22 protein-coding genes and 1 pseudogene are annotated in these 24,100 nt (G+C 68.9%); 15 read left to right on the top strand and 8 right to left on the bottom strand.

The window, feature by feature from the left end; genetic code table 11:
- Positions 1–183 precede the first annotated feature (183 nt).
- The 3 genes from ACFY1E_RS45585 to ACFY1E_RS45575 all read left to right on the top strand — a co-directional run bounded on the left by ACFY1E_RS45585 (position 184) and on the right by ACFY1E_RS45575 (position 2,575).
- On the top strand, positions 184–1,398 hold the full coding sequence (locus ACFY1E_RS45585; protein WP_389087887.1) for an IS110 family transposase: 1,215 nt from the start codon (positions 184–186) through the stop codon (positions 1,396–1,398).
- 89 nt (positions 1,399–1,487) lie between these two features.
- Positions 1,488–1,700, top strand: coding sequence for a hypothetical protein (locus ACFY1E_RS45580; protein ID WP_389087884.1), 213 nt, complete (start codon positions 1,488–1,490; stop codon positions 1,698–1,700).
- A gap of 125 nt (positions 1,701–1,825) precedes the next feature.
- Entirely contained in the window at positions 1,826–2,575 is a 750-nt protein-coding gene (locus ACFY1E_RS45575; RefSeq protein WP_389087882.1) for a transposase family protein, read from the top strand.
- A gap of 266 nt (positions 2,576–2,841) precedes the next feature.
- Here the strand turns inward: ACFY1E_RS45575 and ACFY1E_RS45570 are convergent, their stop codons facing one another.
- Positions 2,842–3,033 (bottom strand): hypothetical protein, encoded by a 192-nt coding sequence (locus ACFY1E_RS45570; RefSeq protein WP_389087879.1) that lies wholly within the window; start codon positions 3,031–3,033, stop codon positions 2,842–2,844.
- 132 nt (positions 3,034–3,165) lie between these two features.
- Here ACFY1E_RS45570 and ACFY1E_RS45565 point away from each other — a divergent pair, with 132 nt between their 5' ends.
- From ACFY1E_RS45565 to ACFY1E_RS45550, 4 genes are all read left to right on the top strand, one after another.
- Positions 3,166–3,756, top strand: coding sequence for a helix-turn-helix domain-containing protein (locus ACFY1E_RS45565; protein WP_389087876.1), 591 nt, complete (start codon positions 3,166–3,168; stop codon positions 3,754–3,756).
- Positions 3,757–4,074: 318 nt separating this feature from the next.
- Positions 4,075–4,326, top strand: coding sequence for a hypothetical protein (locus ACFY1E_RS45560; RefSeq protein ID WP_389087874.1), 252 nt, complete (start codon positions 4,075–4,077; stop codon positions 4,324–4,326).
- Positions 4,327–4,698: 372 nt separating this feature from the next.
- Positions 4,699–5,523, top strand: a complete 825-nt coding sequence (locus ACFY1E_RS45555) for a DUF4365 domain-containing protein (RefSeq protein WP_389087872.1) — start codon at positions 4,699–4,701, stop codon at positions 5,521–5,523.
- Positions 5,524–5,980: 457 nt separating this feature from the next.
- On the top strand, positions 5,981–9,196 hold the full coding sequence (locus ACFY1E_RS45550) for an amidohydrolase family protein (RefSeq protein ID WP_389087870.1): 3,216 nt from the start codon (positions 5,981–5,983) through the stop codon (positions 9,194–9,196).
- Positions 9,197–9,281: 85 nt separating this feature from the next.
- Here the strand turns inward: ACFY1E_RS45550 and ACFY1E_RS45545 are convergent, their stop codons facing one another.
- The 4 genes from ACFY1E_RS45545 to ACFY1E_RS45530 all read right to left on the bottom strand — a co-directional run bounded on the left by ACFY1E_RS45545 (position 9,282) and on the right by ACFY1E_RS45530 (position 13,403).
- Complete coding sequence (locus ACFY1E_RS45545) at positions 9,282–10,313, bottom strand: LacI family DNA-binding transcriptional regulator (protein ID WP_389087867.1); 1,032 nt, start codon at positions 10,311–10,313, stop codon at positions 9,282–9,284.
- Between the two features lie 75 nt (positions 10,314–10,388).
- Complete coding sequence (locus tag ACFY1E_RS45540; RefSeq protein WP_351474094.1) at positions 10,389–11,225, bottom strand: ATP-binding cassette domain-containing protein; 837 nt, start codon at positions 11,223–11,225, stop codon at positions 10,389–10,391.
- Positions 11,222–12,235, bottom strand: a complete 1,014-nt coding sequence (locus ACFY1E_RS45535) for an ABC transporter permease (protein ID WP_389087864.1) — start codon at positions 12,233–12,235, stop codon at positions 11,222–11,224. The genes ACFY1E_RS45540 and ACFY1E_RS45535 overlap by 4 nt, the downstream gene beginning before the upstream one ends.
- Before the next feature lie 151 nt (positions 12,236–12,386).
- On the bottom strand, positions 12,387–13,403 hold the full coding sequence (locus ACFY1E_RS45530) for a sugar ABC transporter substrate-binding protein (protein WP_389087862.1): 1,017 nt from the start codon (positions 13,401–13,403) through the stop codon (positions 12,387–12,389).
- 238 nt (positions 13,404–13,641) lie between these two features.
- Here ACFY1E_RS45530 and ACFY1E_RS45525 point away from each other — a divergent pair, with 238 nt between their 5' ends.
- Together ACFY1E_RS45525 and ACFY1E_RS45520 are read left to right on the top strand one after the other, a co-directional pair.
- Entirely contained in the window at positions 13,642–14,586 is a 945-nt protein-coding gene (locus ACFY1E_RS45525) for a carbohydrate kinase (protein WP_389087860.1), read from the top strand.
- Positions 14,587–14,629: 43 nt separating this feature from the next.
- Positions 14,630–14,923 (top strand): putative quinol monooxygenase, encoded by a 294-nt coding sequence (locus tag ACFY1E_RS45520; protein ID WP_389087858.1) that lies wholly within the window; start codon positions 14,630–14,632, stop codon positions 14,921–14,923.
- Positions 14,924–14,950: 27 nt separating this feature from the next.
- On the opposite strand, the gene ACFY1E_RS45515 is transcribed toward ACFY1E_RS45520, so the two are convergent.
- Together ACFY1E_RS45515 and ACFY1E_RS45510 are read right to left on the bottom strand one after the other, a co-directional pair.
- Positions 14,951–17,899, bottom strand: a complete 2,949-nt coding sequence (locus ACFY1E_RS45515) for a SpoIIE family protein phosphatase (protein ID WP_389087856.1) — start codon at positions 17,897–17,899, stop codon at positions 14,951–14,953.
- 130 nt (positions 17,900–18,029) lie between these two features.
- Positions 18,030–18,407, bottom strand: a pseudogene (locus ACFY1E_RS45510) (LysR substrate-binding domain-containing protein); the annotation flags it as partial.
- 11 nt (positions 18,408–18,418) lie between these two features.
- Between ACFY1E_RS45510 and ACFY1E_RS45505 the strand changes: the two are divergent.
- Positions 18,419–18,889: an NAD(P)-dependent oxidoreductase gene (locus tag ACFY1E_RS45505; protein WP_389087854.1), complete on the top strand. Its 471-nt coding sequence runs from the start codon at positions 18,419–18,421 to the stop codon at positions 18,887–18,889.
- A gap of 260 nt (positions 18,890–19,149) precedes the next feature.
- On the top strand, positions 19,150–19,461 hold the full coding sequence (locus ACFY1E_RS45500) for a hypothetical protein (RefSeq protein ID WP_389087851.1): 312 nt from the start codon (positions 19,150–19,152) through the stop codon (positions 19,459–19,461).
- Positions 19,462–19,809: 348 nt separating this feature from the next.
- Here ACFY1E_RS45500 and ACFY1E_RS45495 read toward each other — a convergent pair whose 3' ends face one another.
- On the bottom strand, positions 19,810–20,031 hold the full coding sequence (locus ACFY1E_RS45495) for a hypothetical protein (protein WP_389087849.1): 222 nt from the start codon (positions 20,029–20,031) through the stop codon (positions 19,810–19,812).
- A 168-nt stretch (positions 20,032–20,199) separates the two neighbouring features.
- Between ACFY1E_RS45495 and ACFY1E_RS45490 the strand changes: the two genes are divergently transcribed.
- From ACFY1E_RS45490 to ACFY1E_RS45475, 4 genes are all read left to right on the top strand, one after another.
- Positions 20,200–21,042 carry a serine hydrolase domain-containing protein gene (locus tag ACFY1E_RS45490; RefSeq protein ID WP_389087847.1) on the top strand — a complete coding sequence of 281 codons (843 nt, stop codon included), beginning with the start codon at positions 20,200–20,202 and terminating at the stop codon, positions 21,040–21,042.
- Between the two features lie 291 nt (positions 21,043–21,333).
- Entirely contained in the window at positions 21,334–22,845 is a 1,512-nt protein-coding gene (locus tag ACFY1E_RS45485) for an RICIN domain-containing protein (RefSeq protein ID WP_389087844.1), read from the top strand.
- Complete coding sequence (locus ACFY1E_RS45480; RefSeq protein ID WP_389087842.1) at positions 22,830–23,039, top strand: hypothetical protein; 210 nt, start codon at positions 22,830–22,832, stop codon at positions 23,037–23,039. Before ACFY1E_RS45485 ends, ACFY1E_RS45480 begins: the two co-directional genes overlap by 16 nt.
- A 169-nt stretch (positions 23,040–23,208) precedes the next feature.
- Positions 23,209–24,069 (top strand): polysaccharide deacetylase family protein, encoded by an 861-nt coding sequence (locus tag ACFY1E_RS45475; protein WP_389087840.1) that lies wholly within the window; start codon positions 23,209–23,211, stop codon positions 24,067–24,069.
- Positions 24,070–24,100 lie beyond the last annotated feature (31 nt).

Raw genomic sequence — 24,100 nt, 5'->3', positions numbered from 1 at the left:
GTCAGCCCTCCCCCTTGCGGATACCTCATGTGACCGGCCTACTGCGCCAACCACAACGTGTCGACCCTCACGACATCACCCCAACAAGGTCAGTAGATGTGCGAATCGGTCGCTGTTTACGGAGCTGACGGCGGGGTGTCCTCGGACCGGAACGGCACGCTGTCCGAGGCCGAGGAGACGCACATGACCACACAGGTGCCCTGTTTATGGGTCGGTATCGATGCCAGCAAGGCCCACCACTGGTGGGTCGCCATCGACGACACAGGCACCACCGTCTGGAGCAGGAAGGTCAGCAACGATGAGGGCGGCATCCTCGCCGGCCTCAGCGAGGTCCTTGCGTTGGCCGGTGAGGTCCGCTGGGCTGTGGATCTCACCGGCACCGCGCCTGCCCTGTTGTTGGCCCTGCTCGCCGACCACGGCCAACGAGTCGTCTACGTGCCGGGTCGAACGGTCAACCGCATGGCCGGCGCCTACCGGGGCGAGGCCAAGACAGATGCCCGTGACGCCTACGTCATCGCCGAGACAGCCCGTCTGCGGCGGGACTTCGCCCCCGTCGAGGTGCCCACGGACCTGGTTGCTGACCTGGCTCTGCTCACGACCCACCGCTCCGATTTGATCGCCGACCGGGTCCGGCTGCTCAACCTCCTCCACGACGTGCTCACCGGCATCAGTCCTGCCTTGGAAGCGGCATTCGACTACGCCGACCACAAGGGCGCCCTGGTCCTGCTCACCGGCTACCAGACCCCCGCTGCCCTACGCCGCTGCGGTCAGGCCCGCCTGACCCGCTGGCTCGCCGCCCGAGGCGTGCGCCACCCCGAAACGGTCGCTGCCACCGCACGCCCTGCCGCGCATGCCCAGCACGTCCAGTTGCCCGGGCAGGACACGGCCGCGGGCATCACCGCCGATCTCGCAGGGCAAGTGCTGGCCCTGGACGAACGGCTCAAGCGGCTCGACCGGCAGATCAGCGACGCCTTCCGCACCCATCCACAGGCCGCGGTCATCGAGTCAATGCCGGGGATCGGCCCCATACTGGGCGCCGAGTTCCTCGTCGCGGCAGGTGACCTGGTCGCTTACCCCGACGCCGGTCACCTGGCCTCCGCTGCCGGCCTGGTCCCCGTCGCCAAAGACTCCGGACGCCGCACCGGCAACCTCCGCCGACCCCAGCGCTACAGCCGTCGCCTGCGCCGAGTGTTCTACCTCTCCGCGCAGACCAGCATCATTCGCGACGGACCCAACCGGGCCTACTACCTCAAGAAACGAGCTCAGGGCCACAAGCACATACCTGCCGTCATCGCCCTCGCCCGCCGCCGCGTCGACGTACTTTGGGTCCTGCTCCGCGACAACCGCCCCTTCACCACCACGCCACCAGCAGGGACAGCGACGAGCGCAGCAGCCTGACCGAGCACGAAGCCCTCGGCCCTCCCGATCACCGGCGGTGCACACCGGGGTTGGCTACCTTGACGATCAACCGACTGAGGAGATGATGCATGCGGCCGCGCACTCATCCGCCCACGCAGTGTCCCCGCTGCGGAGCAGCAACCGACCGCGTCCTCATCGTGATCGTGCCCACCACCACCGACGAGGACGACCTCTTCCGCATCACACACAGCACCTCAGAGTCACTGCCCACGCACCTCACCTGCACCGACTGCCGTCACGAGTGGGCATGGGAGGAAGGGACTGGCACCCCGACGGGTTGACTCGGTCATTGAGGGTTTTCAGGGTGGCCCCCGGACGGGTGACGGCGGGACCGTAAGCAACGGACAGGGTCCCCGTGCCGTTGAGAGAGGTGTCTAGGTCTCAACTCTTCAGCTCAGGAACCCTGTTGGTCCCGTATCCTGCCGCACTCGACCTGCCGCACGCACTCGTGGAGTGGGTGACGATGCTGATCGTCACCCGTGAGGGTGACCGCCGCTGCAAACTCCGGCCGTCCGAGCGTGCGGTGATCGCTCTGGCATACCTGCGCCGGCACGACCCCCTGGCTCAGCTCGCCGCAGGATTCCGTATCTCCGTCGGCACCACCCACGCGTACGTCACCAGCGTCGTCGAGCACCTGGCCGACATGGCGCCGGGCCTGCTGAAGGTCCTGCGCGAGACAGACCCCGACTACGTCCTCGTGGACGGCACGCTCGCCGAGTGCGACCGGGTCGGCGACGGGCGCGCAGACTATTCGACGAAGCACAAGCGGCACGGCGTGAACGTGCAGGTCATCACGGACCCGGCCGGTTGCACACTGTGGCTCTCACCCGCCCTGCCCGGCCGAACCCACGACCTGACCGCCGCCCGCACCCACAAAATCATCAGGATCTGCGAGCGCCAGGGCGTCCCTGTCCTCGCTGACATGGCCTACATCGGCGCGGGCGAGTGGGTCACCACCCCCAAACGCCGGCCACCCCAGGGCGAACTCACCCCGACCGATCAGACGGCCAACCGAGCCTTGTCCGCCGCCCGCGCACCCGTCGAACGAGGAATCGCCCGCCTCAAATCCTGGCGAATCTTCCGCAGAGCCCGATGGAGCCCCAACCGCATGACGTCAATCGCCAAGGCCGTCCTCACCCTGGAGCGGCATCGCTGAAAGAGCTCATTAAGACTCCACCAACCTCGTCGATAGAAGCCTGATGAGAAGTGCCTTCCATAAGGAGGGCATCCGCTTCAGGATCATCCCACAAATCTCATACAACACCTGGCCAGCCCTTCACCCATTAAGGTGAACAGTCCACTTGAAGGTGAAAATGATCAGCAAACAGTGGGATTCTAGCTCCGAGCTAGACGCGATGTAGCACTCGCTAGGAATATGCGGCGGCGCTCGGCTCCATAAGGCTCAATAGGCCGCCCCCCCGGTTAGTGGACCACAGAAAGAAGAGTAGCGGCGAGAGTGAGGCTGGCCGCAAAAGCGATCGCAGCACGATTCAGTGCGGCGGGATAGCTGGCACTGTCGAGGCGGGCCAGATAGGCGGCACCCACCGCGACCAAAGTGGCGACGATCACTACAAAGCCATAGGCAAGAATGATCAAAATGATGCGGTCGGACATGGCTACGGTCCCTTTCGATGCGTTGATTCCGCCTTGCAGCCAGCATTGCGAACTGGACCCTCGCCGGTCTACGCCAATTAACAAAGCTGAACAAAGTAAACATCGCTGAACACGAAGAAGCATCCGGAGCCCATGTCCATGAACAATCAACCGAGTCCAGCGGCAGCGCTACAACTACTGCGCGCCCTCCTTGAGAAGGCCCTAGAGCGTTCAGGCTTGACTAAGGATCGACTTGCCACGCGCACCAAGCTATCTCGGGTAACCATCCAAAAGGCTTTCGGAAAACCCGATGCCGGACCACCTTCACTAAGAACCTTGAAAAGAATTATGGATGTGCTCGGTGTTCAAGGTTCGGAGCGCGCCCGCCTAATTCGGCTACGGGAAACGGCTGTTTCCCAGCATGAAACTGGAAGGATCCCATCTGTTCCGCCCAACTGGAGTCAGGAAGACACCGAGTCACTGGTCTCGGTACTTGACGAAGTCCTGGGTCTCAAGAAACTGGGTCGAGTTACCTTGAAATCTTTGGGATTCCCGGATGGGCGCCTCCCGACGAGAAATGGAGGAACCTGCTCTCGTTCGCGCATTTTCTGGGAAGAGGTGGTGGGAGATCTTAAAAGCGGATATGTCGAAGATGGCTTAAGTCGATTCATTTATGAAATCCGGAATGAATTCCCCTACCGTCGCGACCTGAGGGAACTTTATGAAAAATCAAAGAGAGGGTGAAATTCAACGAATCCGAAGAAAACTCACCTCGGCGACTGAGTGATAGACCAAAGCCGCACCGGTGGCACCGGCCCCTGCGCTCGCAGTTGCCCTAACCTAACCTTTGGGAGCCAAGCCGCCTCGGAGTTCTCCCCAAGGGTCTGCCGTCGCGGCTTGTTCCGGTCAACAGCACCGGCAGCGTGGTTGAGGCCGGTGGTGGTGCGGCGAGGCACACGCGCACCGTGTCGGTTGGCTGACGCGCCACCGTGACTGCCTGTCGTCGGCCGAGGCCTACGGAAGCGTGGTTCTCGCCCCTGGCACGCGGGTAGTGACGGCGGCGTGAGCGATGACCACAAGAAAGAACTACACGGCCTCGTCAACAGCTTGGGCGCCGGCATCCACGAAACGCACCACCGAGCCGCACATGACGCAGCCGCGAACATCTGCTCTGGCGTCTTCGACACGATCCCGGCAGACCTCCACGACGTCATACACGAGGCGGTCATGGCCGGATACGCAGTTGCGCTGAGCGATCTAGACAAAGGCAAGTTGGACGACCAGGTTCGAGAGCGCTTCGAGATCCTCGAGTGAGGCCCGGTGTCGCGGGCCGTCTCAGTTTCCGTCTCATTCAGCGCCGTTCACGGCCGTTCAGGCGGGACCTGGAGTCGTCCCAGCCCGGACGATCGGCCACGCATGAACCCAGGTGAACGCCCCCGAACGCCGCCCACCACTCCACCCCCACAGTTGGAAAGCGTGTTGGCCAGGTGGTGAGGGGGGTGGGGTCTGCGGCCTGCAACATAGTCCCGAGGTGGCTGCCTGGGGCCCTTGTGTCCACCCCCTTGACCGCGGACCTCGAAGGTTCTCTGACCGATCTCTGTAGAACTATGGACCAGAGGGGCAAGCAGTTGTCACTGCCCTCTCCTACAGTTCTCCTTCCAGTCGAAGGGCTGCAGGGGAGGGCATATGGCGGGGGTACCGCGCAGTCGACGGACCGGACGAGCGGCAGTTAACTGTCTCCGAGCGCTACTGGAGCGGCATGATCACATCGTTCAGGAGGTCGATGGACAGAACGACTTCGGTGAGGACCTGTACGTCACCTTCACCGATGACGGACAAACCACCGGTGACGTAGTCAAGGTACAGGTGAAGGGCGGCAAGTCCTGGCGTCGCTCGTACGGCTACGGCGTGCCTGTCGCGCAGCACTCCGAGACGTGGGCCAATGGAAATGTCCCGGTTATTTGTGTGGTTTACGACCCAGGCGGCGAAGAGTTGTACTGGGCAAACGCGACAGCTCAGTTGCTGCAGGCGCGTCGAGAGCGCGTGGCGCTGAAGACCATCCGGGTACCCTCCGAGGCGCTGCTGAACGATGCCTCGCTGCCCGATTTCGTCTCCCGGGTGCGTCATTACGTGGGCCGCTATCGCGGCAACCGAGCCCTGCTTACAGAGCTAGGTGAGATGGCCGGCGTGGAGTTCGGGACGGCTGATCTCGTCTTGCACTTCATCAATGTCCACGGCGAAGATCTGATCTTCTGGCAGCGAAGAGGTGAGGACTTCGCCACCCTGCTTCACAGTGACCTGGACTGGGATCCCCAATGCATCAGACCAGACATGCTGCGCTTCTCTGGGGGACTCACTGCCGGATACAAGCTTGACGAGCTGCCTGAATGGATGCGGACCTTCGCCAACGTTCCGACAGTGGGAGATGTCATCCTCGATGACGACGAGGCCACCTGGTTGGCAGCCTGCTTTAGTTCAAGCCGATGGGCACGAGACCCCGACTACAACTGACTGCGTGGTTGCGGTACACCACCCTCCACGACGCATCCGTTCACACCCCGACTCAGCGGTTCTGCTCAGGGCCAGAGCTGATTCAATGACATCCAACGCTGACATCAACGACTACGCACAGCTGTAGCGGTTGGCGGTCGCCCATGGCCTCAGGGTATGCGGATAGACTCCAACGCACCGGGGATGGATCGAACTCCTAAAGCGGTTGTCGACCGTGGAGTTGGGCGTCAACGATCCGCCGCAAGTCGGCGAACCGCTCGTCCTGCCGGGTCCCACCTGCCAGGTCGCTCAGGGCATACGCCGTGTACGTGAACCCGTCCATGGTGTGCAACTACGCACCCCAATTGCCGAGACGCACCGCGCTGACACGCGACCATGGCCGCGCGCCGCGGCACGACAGAGTGATGGCCGGGGACAGCGTTGAGCCCGAGGCTGCCGGTGCAGCAGTGTTGCTGCCATGGACTGTGACCGGACCTCCGAGACCTCCGCCGCCTCCTCCTTCCGTCCGACCCGTCGTCAACTCCTCGCCGCCGCAAGCGCCGTGCCGCTGGTCGGCGTAGCCCCGGCGGCGGTCGCACGCCCCCGCACCGGCATCCCCTCCCTGTCCTTCACTCAGGCAACCAACGGCTCCGCCACCCTCGCCCCGGCCGGCGACCGCCTGATCGCCGAAGTGCAGGGCACCCTCTGGTCGCTGCCACGCGCGGGAGGCAAGGCCTACCCCCTCACCTCGGCCGACCTCGAACCCAACCGCCCCACCCACTCCCCGGACGGCACCCTCGTCGCCTTCTGCGCCTACCGTGGCGGCGGCTTCCACCTCTGGACCGTGCGCCCCGACGGCTCCGAGCTGCGTCGGCGCACCGACGGCCCCTGGGACGACCGCGGCCCGGCCTGGTCGCCCGACGGCACCCGGCTCGCCTTCGCCTCCGAACGCGGCGGCGACCCCGAAGGCGCCGCGAGCGGAAGCCCGTACCGCATCCACGTGCTTGAGCTGCGCACCGGCCGTATCACCCGAGTCACCGGCCTGACCGGCCAGGACGGCCCCTTGCAGGACGGCGCGTGGGAGGACTTCGACCCCACCTGGTCGCCCGACGGCACCCGCATTCTGTTCGTCCGTGCGAAGACGGTCACCACCGCCCTGGGCCTGACCGTGGAGGCCCGTACGATCGCCGCCGTCCCCGCCGACGGCACCGGACAGGTCGTCGTGCGCCACACCGAGACCGAGGCCGCGCAGGTCATGACCCCGGCCCTGGCCGCCGACGGCCGGCTGGCCCATCTGCGCACCACGGCCGCCCCGAACGGCTCCTGCACGCTGGTCGTGGACGGCCAGACCGTCCCGGTGACGGGGGACATCGCTCCGGTGCCCCCGCGCTGGACGGCGGCGGGAGAGCTGCTGCTGACGCTCGACGGCGCCTTCACCCTCGTACGACCGGAGAAGCCGGAGCAGCCCCGGACCATCCCCTTCGAGGGGGTGCTCCCCGTGCGGCGGCCGCGGTACCGGACCAAGGAGTACGACCTCGGGGAGCCGGGCCGGGCCCGACCGGTGCGTGGCATCCATCTGCCCGCGCTGTCGCCCGACGGCCGACAGATCGCCTTCGCGGCGCTCAACTCGCTCTGGCTGGCAGGCAGTTCGGGCGGGCTTCCGCCCCGGCGACTGCGTACCGCGTCCCGCACCCGGTATCTGCTCGCGCCCACCTGGGCTCCCGACGGCCGGTCGCTCCTCTACGCCGACGACCGCGACGGCCTCCTCGGTGTGTACCGTCACGATCTCGCCACCGGCGAGGAGACCGCGCTCGCGACCGGCGGCCGGGTCCACCCGGCGCTCTCCCCGGACGGGCAGCGGCTCGCCTGCCTCGACCTGACCGGCCGGCTCCTCGTCCGCGACCTGGCCTCCGGCGAGGAACGCGTCCTCGCCACCCCCCTCGGCGGCGGCGGACTGCCCGGCCGCCCCAGCTGGTCGCCCGACGGCCGCCGGCTCGCCCTCTGCGACCGCAACCGCCTCAACTCCCGCTTCCGGGAGGGCTACAACCTCGTCCGGATCGTCGACACCACCACGGGCACCGACCGGCTGCACACGGTGGCGCCCCACACCTCGATCTCCGACCGGTACGACTCCGGGCCCGTCTGGTCGCCCGACGGCCGCTGGATGGCGGTGATCGTCGAGTCGGCGCTCTGTCTGCTGCCCGTCACCCCCGACGGCACCCCGGCCGGCGAGCTGCGCACCCTGACCACCGAACCGGCCGACCATCCGTCCTGGTCCGGCGACTCGACGACGCTGCTGTACCTGTCCGGCGGCCGGCTCCGGCTGATCGCCGTCGACGGCGGCCCCGCCCGCACCGTCCGCGTCCCCCTCGACGCCCCCAGACCCACCCCCGCGGACGTGGTGGTGCACGCCGGACGCCTTTGGGACGGCACGGGTGAGACGACCCTCGACGACGCCGACATCGTCGTACGGGCCGGACGCATCACCGCGGTGGAACCCCACCGGTCGTCCGGGCGTACGGCCGCCCTCCGTCGCGTCGACGCCTCCGCGCGCACCGTGGTCCCCGGCCTGTGGGACACCCACACCCACCCCTGGCAGACCACCTACGGCGGCCGCCAGACCGCCGGCCAGCTCACCTACGGCATCACCACCGCCGTCTCGCTCGGCGGCTTCGCCTACGAGCAGGCCCGCATCCGCGAGGCAGTGGCCACCGGACAGCTCGCCGGGCCGCGGCTGCTGACCACCGGCGAACTCCTCGACGGTGCTCGCGTCGCCTACAGCATGGGCCGCGCCCACCGGACCCGGGAGGGCCTGCGCCGCTCCCTGGAACGGGGCGCCGACCTGGACTGGGACTTCGTCAAGACATATGTCCGGGCGCCCGGCTGGATCATGGAGGAGGCGGCCCGCTTCGCCCACCAACGCCTCGGCGTACGCACCGGGGGCCACCTGCTCTCACCGGGCGTACAACTCGGCCAGGACCTGACGACCCATCTGCAGGCCACGCAACGCGCCGAGTTCGGGCACGCCATCACGGCACGAGGCCGCGCCTACCAGGACGTCACGGAGATCTACACCGCCCCCGCGGCGCACTTCTCCATGATCGCCACCCCCTTCACCTCCGCACCCCTCCTCGGCGCGGACCCCGCCCTCGCCGACGACCCGCGGGTCACGGTGGTGATGCCCCCGTGGGACACGGCCGCCGTCCGCCAGTCGGTGGGCGTCCCGCCCACTCCGGCCCAACTCGCCACCCTCCGCACGGAGACCGACATCTACCGGCGCATCCTGGCCGCCGGTGGCCTGGTCGCCCTCGGCACGGACCAGCCGCTCGTCCCGGTCGGCCTCTCCCTCCACCTCGGCCTGCGCGCCCTGCACCGGGGCGGCCTCACCCCGGCCCAGGCCCTGCGCACCGCCACGGCCCTCCCCGCCCGCCTCTTCGGCGTCGACGGCGACCTCGGCACGGTCGAGCAGGGCAAGCTCGCCGACCTGACGGTCGTCGACGGCGACCCGTTCACGGACTTCGCCACCCTTGTCCGCACGGTCTCGGTGCTCAGGGGCGGAGTGCCGTACACAACTGCGGAGTTGATCGCCGCCTTCGAGCCGTCGGCGGCACACACGAGGGCGGCGGAGGAGGACTGGCTGGGGCTGGGACGGTTGATGCGGCGGGACGGCTGCTGTGAAGCGCACGGTTCCTGAGCGCCCCTATAGGGGCGCGGGGAACTGCGCGACCAGCCACAACGGCGCCGCAGACGACAAACAGCCCCACCCGCAGAGCCCGCGGTCAAGCGTCCCGCACCGCAGGTGCAGTCCGCTCGCCGGAGCCCCGGACGATCAACCGCGTAGGCACGGTGATCGTCCGCGCCCGCGACCGGTCACCGTCGAGCCGCGCCAGCGCGGTCGCCGCAGCGGACCTGCCGATCTCCTCCGGGTCCTGGGCCACCACGGTCAGGGCCGGTTCGAGCGCCTCGGCGAGCGGTACGTCGTCGAACGCGACGACGGCGACATCCTTCCGCTTGCTGCGGGCGAGCTCGGCGACCATGCCGAGCGCGACCATGTTGTTGCCGGCGAACAGGGCCGTGGGCGGATCGGACAGGGCGAGCAGCTGGGCGGACGCCGTCGCGGCCGCCGGCTGGTCGTGGGCGTTGGTGACCAGCGAGCGGTCGTAGGCGAGACCGGCCTCCTGGAGGGCCGTACGGTATCCGGCCAGACGCTCGCGGCGGGTGTACAGCTTCACGGGCAGGTCGCCGATGAAGCCGATACGGCGGTGGCCGTGGGCGATCAGATGGGCGACACCGTCATGGGTGCCCGCACGGTTGGAGCTGACGATGCTGTCCGTGGACAGGCCGACGCCCGGACGGTCGAGGAAGACCACGGGCAGTCCCGCCGCGCGGTGGCTCTTGAGGTGGGAGTGGTCGGCGCCCACGGACGGCACGATCATCAGGATGCTCACGCGCCGGGCCAGGAACTTGTCCGTCAGGGCCCGTTCCCGGTCGGGGTCGTCCGCGGAGGAGCCCATGAGCAGCGTGAGCCCGCGTTCGCCGACCGTGTCCTCTATGGCGCGGGCCACGGCTCCGAAGAAGGGGTTCGCGAGGTCGGGGATGACCAGGCCGATGGTGGTGTCCGGGCCGCCGACGCGGATGTTGCGGGCCATGAGGTTCGGCTGGAAGCCGAGCTTGGCGACGGCGGCGAGGACCTGTTCCCTGGTCCGGGGCGAGACGGGGCCGTCCTCGTTGAGGACCCGGGAAACCGTCTTGGCACTGACACCTACTTCCCGGGCGACGTCGGCCAGGGTGGGACGGCGGCTCGCAGCCATGGAGGAACGTCTCCTGTCAGCCCCCGGTTTCCGGCCGCGGCCTCGGCCGGAACATGCGGGAGCTGGGTCGTGTGGTCAGTTGGCCTGAACTCCGGCCGCCTTCGCGGCCTCGGAATCCGCTACGACGGTACCTCCGGCCGCATCGACGGTGAGCGCGCCGGTCATGATGGCGACGACCTCCGCCATGGAGTAGTCGGACGGCTTGATCACCGCAGCCCGCTTGCCCAGCCGGTGGACGTGGATCCGGTCGGCGATCTCGAAGACATGCGGCATGTTGTGGCTGATCAGAACCACCGGCAGGCCCTTGTCGCGGACGCGCCGGATCAGGTCCAGGACCTGTCCCGACTCCTTGACGCCGAGGGCGGCGGTCGGTTCGTCCATGACGACGACGCTGCCGGCCCAGGCGACGGACCGGGCGACCGCGACGGCCTGCCGCTGTCCGCCGGAGAGGGTCTCCACCGACTGCGTGAGCGAGCGCAGGCCGATCTTCAGGTCGGCCATGTGCTCGGAGGCCTCCTCGCGCATGCGCTTCTTGTCGAGCATGCGGAAGACACTGCCGAGGACACCGGGACGGCGCAGCTCGCGCCCGAGGAACATGTTCGAGGCGATGTCCATGGAGGCGGCCACGGCGAGGTCCTGGTAGACGGTCTCGATGCCGTGGGCGCGTGCGCTCTGCGGACCGGAGAAGGTGATGGGCTTTCCGTTGAGGCGTATCTCGCCCGCGTCGGGGACCAGCGCGCCGGTGAGCGCCTTGATCAGGCTGGTCTTGCCGGCGCCGTTGTCGCCGATGACGGCGAGCACCTCGCCGGGCAGCAGGTCGAAGTCCGCGCCGTCGATGGCGGTGACATGGCCGTAGCGCTTGACCAGACCGCGGGCCTGCAGCACGGGCGTGGGGGAGGAGGTGGCGGTCATCGGGCCTTCTTCCGGGAGATCTGGTCGACGGTCACCGCGAGGATCACCAGCACACCGGTGATCAGGGTCTGGTAGATGGAGGCGACGCCCATCAGCTGCAGGCCGTTGCGGAACACACCGACGATGAGCACGCCGATGAAGGTGCCCAGGACCGAACCGCGTCCGCCGAAGAGGCTGGTGCCGCCGAGCACCACCGCGGTGATGCTGTCGAGGTTGTCGGTCTGACCGGCCTGCGGGTCGCCGACTCCGGTGCGGGAGATGAGCAGCAGGGCGGCGATGCCGTAGAGCAGACCCGCGACCGCGTAGATGCCGATGGTCAGGCGGGAGGTGCGGATGCCGTTCAGACGTGCGGCCTCCTGGCTGTTGCCCAGGGCGTAGACGTGCCGGCCCCAACTGGTGTTGCTCAGCGCGTAGGCGAGCAGCAGGAACAGGGCGATGGTGACCAGGGAGCCGTAGGTGATGTCGGTGTGGCCGAGCGGGAAGGTCTGCCCGAGAGCCGTCAGCGGGCCGGGCAGGCTGGTGATGGTCTGCTCGTTGGAGTAGATGTGGGTCAGCGCGAACGCCACGTTGAGCATGCCGAGCGTGACGATGAACGGCGGCAGCGGGATCTTCTGCACCAACAACCCGTTGAGCAGGCCGAATCCGGCGCACACGGCGATGCCCAGGGCGATCGCGACGAGCGGGGGCAGGGTGCCGCCCGCAGCCATCTTGGCGATCACGATGCTGCCGAAGGCCATCACTGCACCGCACGACAGGTCGATGCCCGCGGTGAGGATGATCAGGGTCTGGCCGATGGCGAGGGTGCCCACGACCATGACCTGCTGCACGATCAGCGAGAAGTTACCGCCGGTGAGGAACTGGTCGGTCGAGATCGAGAAGAAGGTGCAGGCCAGGAGCAGCGCGACCAGGGGACCGGTGGTCGGTGCCGTGAGCAGTCTGCGGAGCGTGGTCGGCGCTTTGAGGTCGGCATACGGCGAGGACGTGCCCGGGGGCGTGGTCGTGGCAGTCATGCGAAGTCCTTGTCGGAAGACAGAAGTCCTTGTCCGCCCGGCACGTTCCTGGCAGGAGGACTGGAGGACGAGGGGGCGGCCGTCCCGGGCGGGGAGGAGGAGCCGGCCGCCCCGCCGAGGGGGAAGGGAAGTTGTCGCGGGCCCGGGGGGCTTAGCCCCAGCAGTTCTGCAGGCCGAACGCGGTGTCCTTGGAGGTGACGCCCGGCTGGGCCTTGTCGGTGATCAGGTTGACGCCGGTGTCGGTGTAACCGGACGCCTTCTTGCCGTTCTTGGCGTAGGAGACGACGGCCTTGACGCCCTCCGCGGCCATCTTCAGCGGGTACTGCTGCGAGGTCGCGGCGATCTTGCCGTCCTTGACCGCCTGGGTGCCGGTGCAGCCGCCGTCGACGGAGACGATCAGGACGTCCTTCTCGCGGCCCTTGGCCTTCAGCGCGGTGTACGCGCCCAGCGCGGCCGGCTCGTTGATCGTGTAGACGAGGTTGATGTCCGGGTTCTTCTGGAGGCAGTTCTCCATGGCGGTCTGGCCCTTGGCCTGGTCGCCGCCGGTGTCCTGGGCACAGGCGACGTCCTTGTCGGTGGCGCCGAAGCCCTGCAGGAAACCGTTGTGACGCAGGACGCCGACGGAGACGCCCGGCGCGAGGTCGAGGGTGGCTATCTTCGCCGTCTTGCCCTTCATGGCGGCCTTCGCGTACTGGCCGATGAGCTTGCCCGCGTCGAGGTTGTTGGTGGCGAAGAGGGCGTCGACCGCGCTCTGCGGCTCGGTCGGGGTGTCCAGGGCGATGACCAGGACACCCTTGGCGCGGGCCTTCTGGACCGCGGGCACGATCGCCTTGGAGTCGCTCGGGGTGATCAGGATGCCCTTCACCCCGGCGGCGACCATGTTCTCGATGGCGGTGACCTGTCCGGCGTTGTCACCGTCGAACTTGCCCGCGGCGGTCATCAGTTGGGCGCCGTCCGCCTTGGCGGCCTTCTCCGCGCCTTCCTTCATCTTCACGAAGAACGGGTTGGTGTCGGTCTTGGTGATCAGGCCGACCTTGATGCTGCCCGAGCCGGCGCTGGTGGAGCTCGATCCGGAGCCGGATCCGCAGGCGGTGAGAGCGAGGGCCGCGACGCCCGTGACCGCGGCGGCCCTGAGGAGGGAGGGGGACAGGCGAGTGGTGCGAGACATGAACGACTCCTGCGGGATGCGGGACGGCGAGCGGCGGTCTGATCGGAGCGGACTGCCCGCGGTGTCATCGTTGACTTATGTCATCGTTGACACCGCCTGGCGAGGATGATGGACTCCGGCTCGCGGCAACGTCAATGCCTTGCACTCGTCACAAATCGGCAACGTTCCCCCGCTGCAGGTCCGCAGCCGGAACGCAGCAGGAATCCAGCCGGAAAGCAGCCGGAAAGAAGGCCAGCCCATGAGCCCGCGTCAGATCACCGTCCTGGGAGAGTGCGTCGCGGACGCCTTCACCGAACCGGCGAGCGCCCCGCACGAGCTCGCCCTGCGGGTGCTGCCAGGCGGCGGACCTGCGAACACGGCCGTGGCGCTGGCCCGACTGGGCACCCCGGCCCGCTTCCTCGCCCGGCTCTCCGGCGATGTGTTCGGCCGGCTCTTCCGGGAGCGTCTGGAGGCCTCCGGAGTGGACCTGTCCCACGCCGTCGAGGCCGCCGAACCCAGCACCCTGGCGGTCGCGGAACTGGACGCCCTGGGGCAGGCCGCGTTCTCCTTCCACGCCCAGAACACCGCCGACTGGCAGTGGACACCAGCGGAACTGGCAGCGGTGGACCTGGCCGAAACCGCCTGTCTGCACACCGGTTCCCTGGCGCTGGTACGCGAGCCCGGCGCCGCCGTGGTGGAGGACTTCCTGGCGGCCGCCGCGCCCCGCACCACCATCAGCATCGACCCCAACGTACGGCCGCTGCTGGTGCGTCCCGAGGTCTACCGCTCCCGGCTGGAGCACTGGTGCGGCCTCGCCGACGTACTGCGGCTGAGCGAGGACGACCTGGCACTCCTGCTGCCGGACACGCCTCCGGAGAAGGCCTGCGACATCTGGCACACCGCCGGAGCGCGGCTCGTCGTGATCACGCGCGGCGCCGAAGGGGCCCTGGCCTCCCTCGACGGCGAACGGATCCAGGTCCCAGCGGTCGCCACCCGGGTGGTCGACACGGTCGGCGCCGGGGACTCCTTCACGGCCGGCCTGCTGCACCACCTCGGCGCCCGCGGATTCCTCGGTGGCCGGCTCAAGGAGCTGGACCTCGCCGCCGTCGCCGAAGCCTGTGTGTTCGCCACCCGGATCGCGGCCCTGACCTGCGCGGTCGCCGGGCCCAACCCGCCGTGGCAGAGCGAGCTGGCGCAACCCTGACCACCCACCGGACATTCCCGACAACGCAAGGAGAGGAACCGCTGTGACCAAGACCCTGTTCGCCGAGTTCACCGCCCGCGAGGGAACGGAGGACGAAGTCGCCCGTCTGCTGCGGGAGTACGCCGAGAAGGTCCGCGAGGAGGAAGGCAACCTCGCCTTCGACGCATACACCAAGGCCTCCAGCCCGCGCGCCTTCTGGATCTTCGAGGTGTACCGCGACGAGGACGCCTTCCAGGCGCATCTGAAGCAGCCGTACGGCGCCCCCTTCAACGCCGCTCTCGCTCCGCTGATCGAGGAGGACGCCTCCGTACTGACGTTCCTCGACCCGCTGACCTGACCTGACCGGACGGACCCGCTCGCGAGGTCAGACGTCGACCGAACCGGCGGGCAGGGCCTGTTCGGTCCAGATGGACTTGCCGGTGCGGGTGTGGCGGGTGCCCCAGCGCCGGCAGAGGGCGGAGACGAGCTGCAGGCCGCGGCCGTCCTCGTCGGTGGCGGAGGTGTGCCGGATGTGCGGTGTGGTCAGGCTGCCGTCGGAGACCTCGCAGATCAGTGCCCGGCTGCGGAGCATACGCAGCCGGACGGGACCGCAGGCGTGCCGGATCACGTTCCCGACCAGCTCGCTGACCAGCAGCTCGGTGGTCATGACCAGGTCCTCGTCGGCCAGGTCCCAGTCGGCGAGCTGGGCGCGGACCAGCTCACGGGCCCGGCCCGCCGCCACCGGGTCCTCCGGCAACGGCCACTCGGCGACGTTCTCCGCGGCGAGCGGGTGGGTGCGGGCCAGCAGCAGCGCGGCGTCGTCGGTCAGCGCGCGGTGGGCGGGCAGCAGAGCGGAGGTGATGGCGGCGCAGAGGCCGTCCAACCCGTCCGCGGGTGCGCCCGGCCCGGCGTTCACGGACTCGAAGAGCAGCTCGGCGAGGCGGTTCATGCCGGTGGTGACGTCCCTGTCCTTGCTCTCCACGAGTCCGTCGCTGTAGAGGGCGAGCAGGCTCTCGGCGGGCAGCTCGGCCTCCAGGGTCTCGAACGGGGGAGTGGCCACACCCAGCGGCGGATCCGGCGTCATGGGCAGGAAGGTCACCGTGCCGTCGGGCCGGGCCACGGCCGGGGGCGGCTGACCGGCGCTGGCGTACGACAGCTGCCGGGTCACCGGGTCGTAGATGCCGTACAGGCAGGTGGCGAAGGCGTCGGTGCCCGGTTCACCGACGATGTCGTTGAGGTGACCGAGGATCTCGTCGGGCGGCAGCTCCAGCTCCGAGAGGGTGCGCACGGCCGTGCGCAGCCCGCCCATGGTGGCGGCCTCGGCCATGCCGTGGCCCATGACGTCGCCGATGACGAGCGCCACCCGGGCCGCGGAGAGCGGGATCACGTCGTACCAGTCGCCGCCGACGTCGGCCCCCTGCTTGGCCGGGTGGTAGCGCGCGGCCACCGTCACCTCGGGCAGTTCGGGCAGCGCCTGTGGCAGCAGGCTGCGCTGGAGGGTACGGGCCCGGGTCGTCGCCTCGTCGTAGAGCCCCGCCCGCTCCAGGGCCTGTGCGATCAGTCCGCTGAGGGCGGTCAGCAGCGTCCGTTCGTCGTCGTCCAGTGCCCGCGGCCGGTCGAAGCAGATCACCGCCGCGCCGATCCCGCGCCCCGACACCGCGAGCGGCAGAAAGGCCCACGCCTGCTCGCCGCCCTCCCGGATCAGGGCCTCGGCCCCCGGATAGCGTTTTCGGAACTCCTCCGGGGAAGCGATGTGGAGGGGGGTGCGGGTGTGCAGGGCGTCGCCCACCGGGTTGGTGGTGTCCCGTACCGTCCACTGTCCTTCCAGCACCCGGGTGAAGTGCTGCGGGTATCCCCGGGAGCCGACCACGGTCAGCCGGTCGTCGACCACGCCGAGCATGATCAGCCCGGTGGCGCCGAGCGGGGTCATCACCCCGTCGGCCACCGCCGCCATCACATCCTGGGCGGTGACGGCCTCGGCCAGCTCGCGGGTGATCCGCTGCACCAGGGCCGCCCGTTCCGCCGCCGCCCGTTCCGCGGCGGCCCGCTCGACCTCCCGCAGATGCCGCTCGGTGGTGTCGGTGATGTAGAGGGTGAGGCCTTCCGGCACCGGCACCAGCCGCAGGTGGTACCAGGACGTCCCGTCCGGCCACGGCACGTCGAAACCGGCGGGCCGGCCCTCGGCCGCGATGGCCCGGCACCGCTGCTCAAGACCCGGCACGGCACGCACCGCGGGAACGTCCCGGAGCAGCGCCCCGGCCACCTCGCCCGCAGGTCCGAAGAGCCGCTCGGCGGCCTGGTTCAGGAACTCGATGCGCCAGTCCGTGTCCAGGGAGACGAAGCCGTCGCTCATGTGCCGCAGCGCCCGCCCCACCGACTCGGCGGCCGTGTGCGTCTCGCTGCTGTCCCGGATGGTGCCGGTCACCTTCACCGGCACCCCCGCCCCGTCCGTGATCGTCCGGGCCCGGGCCTCGATCCAGATGTACGTGCCGTCCTGGCGTCGGATCCGGTACTCGTGCTGGAAGCCGCCGCGCTCCTGGATGCCCGTGTCGAAGCCGGCCACCGCCGCCGGCAGGTCGTCCGGGTGGATCAGCGCCGCCCACGCCTCGATACCGCCGGTCATGATCTCCGGATCGATGCCGGGCAGCACCTCGCCGACGGGCCCGCCGGCGGTCAGCTCGCCGGTGCGCAGGTCCCAGGTGTACGTGAGGGCCGGCGCCCCTTCCACCTCCTCCGCCGGAGCGTCCCGCGGCCCCGGCCCGTGCTGCAGGGCGCGCAGCAGGGTGCAGGACGGATTCAGGATCCCGGACGACCTGAGCCTCCCGGACATCCAGGCCGCCACCTCGTGCAGAAACACATGCTCCGCCGGGCCGGGCTCGGTGCCCGGAGCGAAGAGCACGGAAAGCGCTCCGCGCCTGCCGCCGGCGCCCGGAACGGGGACGGCCAGATGCCCGATGCCCACGGGAACCCCGGAAGGCCACAGCGCGGCGGGGTCCCGGCCGGGCACCGGGTCGGGCGGGGCCAGGTCCGGCTGCCAGGCGACGGTGTCACTGCGGGCGGCCCTGCTGGGCGGCGCCTTGCCCCGGGCCGGGATGATCAGCCAGGGCCGGGTCATCGACTCCGGCAGCCCGCTGTCGGCGACCAGGTAGAGGACGCCGCTCATTCCGCCGCCCGGCAGATGCACCATGCCGCCCAGGCCGTGCACCTCGGCCACCGCCTGCTGCAGCGCGGTCAGCAGCACCTCGACATCGCGCCGGTCCTCGTCCACGGCGCCGAGCAGCCGTATCCGCATCTGCTGCCGCTCCGGCCGCACGGCGCCTCTGGCATTCACCACGCCCGACTGTCGCCTCCGCTCACCGCTCGGGGATCCGCCCCGAGCAATTTAGGCGATTTCATCGACCTTGGGGAGGTTTTGGCAGCCGATCGGCAAACCTTACCGGCCGTAGCGGTCCAGTACACCGGGGTCAGCACGCCGTCGACGGCACCCCGAGGACGCCGAGCATCGCCCGGGTGGCCGGACTGGGGTTGAACCGGTTCCACACCAGATACTCGGTCCGGCGCGGTCCGTCGACCACCGGGACCAGCGCCAGTCCGGGATCGCCGGCGGCCCGCGGCCGGATGAACGCCGACGGCAGCAGCGCGATGCCGAGCCCGCGGGCGATCAGCCGGGTGATCAGCTCCACGACACCGGCCTCGTAGGCGACATCGCGCACCAGGCCCGCGGCCGCGAACGCCTGATCCGACTGGGCCCGGGCGGGCGTCCCGCTCACGAAGTCCACGAACGTCTCCTCGGCGATCTCCCGAAGCGCGACCCGGGCAGCACCCGCCAGCCGGTGCCCACTCCCGCAGGGCCGTGGACGCCGTGGTGCTGACCGTGCGGACCGTGCCGGTCGACGAGGAGTTCCTGGTCGGCACCACGCGTACGGTGCTGGACATCGCCGCAGGCCTCGGCATCCGCGTCCTCGTGATCGGCGGCGCCGGAGCCCTGCGCAGTCCCGAGGACCGCCACCTGCTCGTCGCCGACGACGAGACGTACGTGCCCGCGGAGATCAAGGCCGTCGCCACCGCCGGAATCGCCCAACTCCGCACCTGCCGGCCCCACATGCATGCCGATCAGGTCTATCTGAGCCCACCGGCCCTGCTCGAACCGGGCGTACGCACCGGCCGCTACCACCGCGGCACCGACACCCTCCTCATCGGTGCCGACGGCCGGTCCTGGATCAGCGCGGAGGACCTGGCGGTCGCCGTGGTCGACGAACTCGAGAGCCCTGGCCCCGACCCTCTCTTCACGGTCGGCCACCACCACGAGCACCCGTCGCCGTGAGGAGCCGAACGGCGCAGGCCGCCTCACGCTCACGACACCGCCGCACGGGTGGTTTCCGCGCGGAGCGCCTACGCCCGCTTCGTCCTCGCGATGCCTTTCCGTACAGGGGACTTGGGCCGGAAGCCGGCCCGTCGCCGACGCTCGTTGATCGGACGATCCGGCGTGCCGACGAGCAGATATAGGAAATTTGCGCATTAACCTCCAGTCACCCTAAGACGTGGCGGATCTCGGTCGCGTCCGTTTCAACACCCGGAGAAGAAATGCGCAAGCCTCGCAAGACCGTTGTCGTGGCAGTCCTCCTCGGCACCGTCGGCTTCCTCGGCGCCGGCACCGCGTACGCCCACGGGGACGGGCACGGGAGCAAACACGGACAGGGTCACTCGCGCGAGCACCACGGCCCCGCAAGCCAGACGATCCGTGTCAACCAGAGCACCACCTGCACGGTGACCGAAGACAACAGCGACGTACAGGGCGAGACCGCCTCGTTCGGCCCGGACGGCCGACCCGCCACGCAGAACACCAACGTCGGTTCGAGCCTGGGCTGCAACAACACCGTCAGTTTCGGCAAGTAACCCGCAAGCAGCCCACCCGGGCACACATGAGGAAGGCCCTCCGTGATCTCCACGGAGGGCCTTCCTCATGCTCATACAGCCCTTGACCCGGCTTTCTCAGGCAGCCTCGGATCGCGCGGCACGGGTGTCCGGGACGGGCTCCTGCGCGTCCTCGGGCCAGAAGGTCTCGTCCTCTCCGAAGTCCGGGGCCTGGAAGGGGGTCGTCGTCGGAGGCGGCGACGGTGCCGTGGAACGGCGGGGTCGCCCTTCCAGCGGGGCGGAGAACAGCGACGTCGAGTCGATGACAGGTCTGCCTTTCGTTACAGGTCCCTGATGGGCCCTGGCGTGCCGCGGCCGGGCACGGCGGCGCTACAGCTTGGTCATCTTGGCGTACGGGCTCAAGATCCGCATCTGCGTCGAACCGAAATCGACGAGCGCCGCGATCCCGTCCTCGACGCCGATCACCCGGCCGAGGCCGTACACATCGTGTGTCACTTGGTCGCCCATCGCGAAGTGCTTGGGGGCCGGTGCGACCGGGGCCTTGAAGGGGCTGGTGGGCAGATGACGCTTCGGTGCCACGGGCTTGGTCATGGCTCAGTATGGACCCACGTGCCTCCCGAACGCTGTGGCCGTCGGCACAGATCCACACGGGGGACCTCCGCACCACGCTCGTCCATCGCCGAAAACCCCCCGCACGCACTGCATACCGGCGGGTACGGTGGCATGCCCGCTGCCCCGAACGCACGACGGAAGTCCGAGATGATCCGAGTTCCCACCTGCGTACTCAGCAGCTTCGAGCCGCCCCAGCTGCGCAATGGCCACAGCCTGGACCTGTTCGTGCAGATCGGGTCGTTGACCAAACCGCTCACCGCAACCGTCCTGACCGCCTTGGCCGGCCGCGCTGCCCTGAGCCTCGACGACCCGCTGGAGTCCTTCCTGCCCGCGCCCGAGGGCACCGGAATCACCCTGCGCCACCTCGCCGAACACACCTCGGGCCTGCCACGGCTGCCCCCTGGAATCGGCGGCCGCGACCCCTACGCGGACTTCGACGCCCAAGCCCTGGAAGCGGTCGTACGGCAGCTGGACACGCTGGTCACGGCGCCCGCGGGCACCACGGAGGAATACTCGAACCTCGGATACGCCCTGCTGGGCGCCGCCCTGGTCGCGGCCACCCGCACCCCGTACGAGGAACTCCTGCACCGGCATGTCCTCGATCCCCTCGGCGTCACCGACGTCGCGGCCGACCCGCCGTCCGGCAGACGGCTGTGCCGCCGGGGGCTCTTCGGGCGACCGCAGGGGCCCTGGACCATGACCGGCGCGATCCTGCCCGCCGGCGGCCTGTGGGCCACTCCCGAAGCCACCGCCCGTCTCGTCACCGGTCTGCTCGTCGACCGCAGGCTCGGCGAACCCGCCCCGGCCTGGCAGAAGGCAGGACACCTCCTGTGGCACAACGGCGCAACGGGCAGCGCCTCGGTCTTCGCCGGGGCCGTGCCCCAGGGCTGGATCGTCGTCCACCGCCTGTCCGGCCGGAGCGCGGCGACGGACCGGCTGGCCGTGCAGACGATCAGACGTTTCCTCGACGGTGCGTCCGCCCAGGCATGAGGTCCAAGTCCACAAGATGCCGCACAATCAAACGCGCCAAAAGGGCCGCCACTTCATCCCATGTCTGCTGACAAATATGCGTACTGAGTCTTGACCCCCTTGTTGGGCGCAGGCAAGCTCATTTCCGGTCCTCGCAAGTCGGGTACGGGGCTACGCCGTAGAGACCATGCAAGCCGCCCCGTCTTTTTCATCCCATGTATCGAGCGGGCGATGCCGCCTGCCGTCGATGCGTGCTGCATCGCAATGGATTGGAACCGAACACAAATAAACAAGGCCCCGTGAGGAGACATCGTGAACATCACGACGACGCGCTTACCGAGACGGCCGGGCGCCGGACGCAGCGGCCTCCAGGCCGGCCGGCGCCTCATCGCCGGCGCAGCCGCCTCCGCCCTGGCGCTGCTGGGACTGCTGACCGGCGGCACCGCCCAGGCCGCCACGCAGGCGCAGGCCGCCCCGGCGGCGGCCACCAGCCAGTTCCACGGAGTGAACTGGGCGGACCCCAACGACAACTTCATCACCGGCCCGAACATCCCCGTCGGCCTGTCGACGTCGGACGACTACGCCACCACGTACACGAAGTCCACGGCCATCCTCAAGGGCTTCCAGAACCTGGGGGCCAACACCGTCCGCATGGGATTCAACGCGGCGACCACCTCGGGAGCCTGGTGGGGCAGCTACACCGCGGCGCTGGACGCCGCCACCGCGCTGGGCATGAAGGTCATCGTCGCGCCGTGGCTGCAGAACGGGAAGGTCAGTGACACCGCGTCGTTCTACGCGATGTGGAACACGATGATCAACAAGTACGGCACGAAGAGCAACTTCTACTTCGACATCATGAACGAGCCGTACGGCTACAACGCCACCGACCTCACCAACTTCGAGGCCGACTGGCTGGCGCACTACCCCAGCCTCCCCCGCGACCACGTGATAGTCCCCGGCCTGTGGTCCGACGGGAATCTGTGCGCTGTCGGCGGCGACTCGCGGCTGTCCAACACCCTGCTGTCCATCCACATCTACAGCATGTTCGGCACCTCCCACAGCACCGAGGCCGACTGGGTCAAGGAGTTCACCAACAACCTGTGCGGCTATGCCGACCGCGCCGTGGTGACCGAGTTCGGCGTCCCGATGAACACCGGCGTCGACTACAACGGCCCCAAGGACGGCACCAACAACATCTCCTACTTCTACGCCATCACCGACACCGTACGCAGCCTCGGTATGGGCTCCGTCCTGTGGACCGGCGTCAAGGAGACCAACCAGACCCAGGGCCCCGGTCCCTGTGACAACGCCTCCTGCGCCATCACCTCCCTGAGCGGCACCGGCACCAACCTGTCCCTGACCCTCACCAACCGGTCCGGTCTCGACCGCCTCCAGTGGGGCTGGGGCACCGGCACCAACCCCGGGGGCGGCAGCGGCAGCGGCAACGTACTGCGCGGCGTCGGCTCCAACCGCTGCCTGGACGTGCCCGGCGCGAGCACCACGAACGGCGTGCAGACCGCGATCTGGGACTGCAACGGCGGCACCAACCAGCAGTGGACCGCCACCTCCGCCAAGGAACTGCGGGTCTACGGGAACAAGTGCCTGGACGCCAGCGGCTTCGGAACCTCCCCGGGTACCAAGGTCGTCATCTGGGACTGCACCGGCGGCACCAACCAGCAGTGGAACCTCAACAGCGACGGCACCGTCACCAGCGTCCAGTCCGGGCTGTGCCTGGACGTCACCGGAGGCTCCACCGCGAACGGCGCCCTCGTCGAGCTGTGGACCTGCAACGGCGGCACCAACCAGAAGTGGACCCGGCAGTAACGCGGAAGAAGCGGCGCCGGGGGCTCGCCGGAGCCCCCGGCGCGCACCAGCATCTGGGCTTCCTCTTCCCGCAGATGCAGCAGGAGGGCATCGCGCCCGAGGACTGGGAGCCGCAGTACATGGACCAGCTCTATGCCGCCCTCACCAACGCCACAGCCTTCAGCCCCCGCCGACACCTCAACGTCCTGAAGTGACCCGCGACCCCTTGCCCGGGTCCCATGGCCGACGGGAACCCCGCCCCCGCATCCGTCATCAAACAGGGTGATCATGCCTCTTGATGATCAAGATATTTTCATTCAGGCCAGGCATCACATTTCTGACCAAGCGTCATATTCCGTACGGAAGCGAGGAACGGTGCAGCGGATGAGCCGGGGCAGGCTGTACACGTCGGTGGCCGGGGTGATCGCGGTGACGGTCGCCGTCAGCGGCTGCGGTGCGGGCGGCGGCAGCGCGACCGGTCACTCGACCCCCACGGCACAGGGCGCCGTGCCGAAGGGCGACGCGGCCGGCACTGCCCGCGCCGCCGAACTCGCGGCCTGGCACCGGTGGGGTCTGACACCGCTGCGGACCGCTCCGCAGCCGCCGGTAGACAAGCCGGTGAAGCTCTCGGCCACCGGAACCGTCCCGGTCTTCACCCACATACCGACCTCGCAGAAGGTCGTCTTCATCACGGTGGACGACGGCCAGGAGAAGGATCCCGAGTTCAGCAAGATGATGCGGGACCTGAAGGTCCCGATCACGATGTTCCTGATGAACGACGCGATCAAGTCGGACTACGCGTACTTCAAACCGCTGCAGGCGCTGGGCAATCACATCCAGAACCACACCCTGCACCATCCCGTCATGAGCTCCGTCCCGCTGGCCCGTCAACGGGAAGAGGTGTGCGGAGACCAGAGGATCCTCACCAAGGAGTACGGCACCGCTCCGCTGCTCTTCCGGCCGCCCTACGGCGCGTACAACACCAACACCAGGACCGCGGTCGGGGAGTGCGGACCCCGCGCGATCGTGTGGTGGCGGGAATCGATGCAGATCCGCAGCATGCAGTACCAGACACCGGACAAGAAGCTGCACGACGGCGACATCATCCTGGCCCACTTCCGCGGCCCCTCCGAACTCAAGGGCCGCACGATGACGCAGATGTTCGCCAACATGCTCAGGCTCATCCAGAAGCAGGGCTTCGCCGTCGCCCGCCTGGAGGACTACATCCAGCCGCCGGCCCGCTGACGAAAGGGCCTCGTCGGGGCGAGGGGTCATC

Origin of the sequence: Streptomyces sp. NPDC001604 (genome assembly GCF_042893475.1) — a bacterium.
Classification (GTDB): domain Bacteria; phylum Actinomycetota; class Actinomycetes; order Streptomycetales; family Streptomycetaceae; genus Streptomyces.
The sequence above is the reverse complement of the archived record's forward strand: the minus strand, read 5'-3'. Positions and strand labels throughout refer to the sequence as shown.

Coding starts and splice junctions, on each gene's coding strand:
- ACFY1E_RS45535 (WP_389087864.1), bottom strand. CDS start 12,235: ATGACTGCCACGACCACGCCCCCGGGCACGTCCTCGCCGTATGCCGAC.
- ACFY1E_RS45540 (WP_351474094.1), bottom strand. CDS start 11,225: ATGACCGCCACCTCCTCCCCCACGCCCGTGCTGCAGGCCCGCGGTCTG.
- ACFY1E_RS45545 (WP_389087867.1), bottom strand. CDS start 10,313: ATGGCTGCGAGCCGCCGTCCCACCCTGGCCGACGTCGCCCGGGAAGTA.
- ACFY1E_RS45555 (WP_389087872.1), top strand. CDS start 4,699: ATGGCGGGGGTACCGCGCAGTCGACGGACCGGACGAGCGGCAGTTAAC.
- ACFY1E_RS45580 (WP_389087884.1), top strand. CDS start 1,488: ATGCGGCCGCGCACTCATCCGCCCACGCAGTGTCCCCGCTGCGGAGCA.
- ACFY1E_RS45525 (WP_389087860.1), top strand. CDS start 13,642: ATGAGCCCGCGTCAGATCACCGTCCTGGGAGAGTGCGTCGCGGACGCC.
- ACFY1E_RS45570 (WP_389087879.1), bottom strand. CDS start 3,033: ATGTCCGACCGCATCATTTTGATCATTCTTGCCTATGGCTTTGTAGTG.
- ACFY1E_RS45550 (WP_389087870.1), top strand. CDS start 5,981: ATGGACTGTGACCGGACCTCCGAGACCTCCGCCGCCTCCTCCTTCCGT.
- ACFY1E_RS45530 (WP_389087862.1), bottom strand. CDS start 13,403: ATGTCTCGCACCACTCGCCTGTCCCCCTCCCTCCTCAGGGCCGCCGCG.
- ACFY1E_RS45475 (WP_389087840.1), top strand. CDS start 23,209: ATGAGCCGGGGCAGGCTGTACACGTCGGTGGCCGGGGTGATCGCGGTG.
- ACFY1E_RS45495 (WP_389087849.1), bottom strand. CDS start 20,031: ATGACCAAGCCCGTGGCACCGAAGCGTCATCTGCCCACCAGCCCCTTC.
- ACFY1E_RS45490 (WP_389087847.1), top strand. CDS start 20,200: ATGATCCGAGTTCCCACCTGCGTACTCAGCAGCTTCGAGCCGCCCCAG.
- ACFY1E_RS45500 (WP_389087851.1), top strand. CDS start 19,150: ATGCGCAAGCCTCGCAAGACCGTTGTCGTGGCAGTCCTCCTCGGCACC.
- ACFY1E_RS45585 (WP_389087887.1), top strand. CDS start 184: ATGACCACACAGGTGCCCTGTTTATGGGTCGGTATCGATGCCAGCAAG.
- ACFY1E_RS45565 (WP_389087876.1), top strand. CDS start 3,166: ATGTCCATGAACAATCAACCGAGTCCAGCGGCAGCGCTACAACTACTG.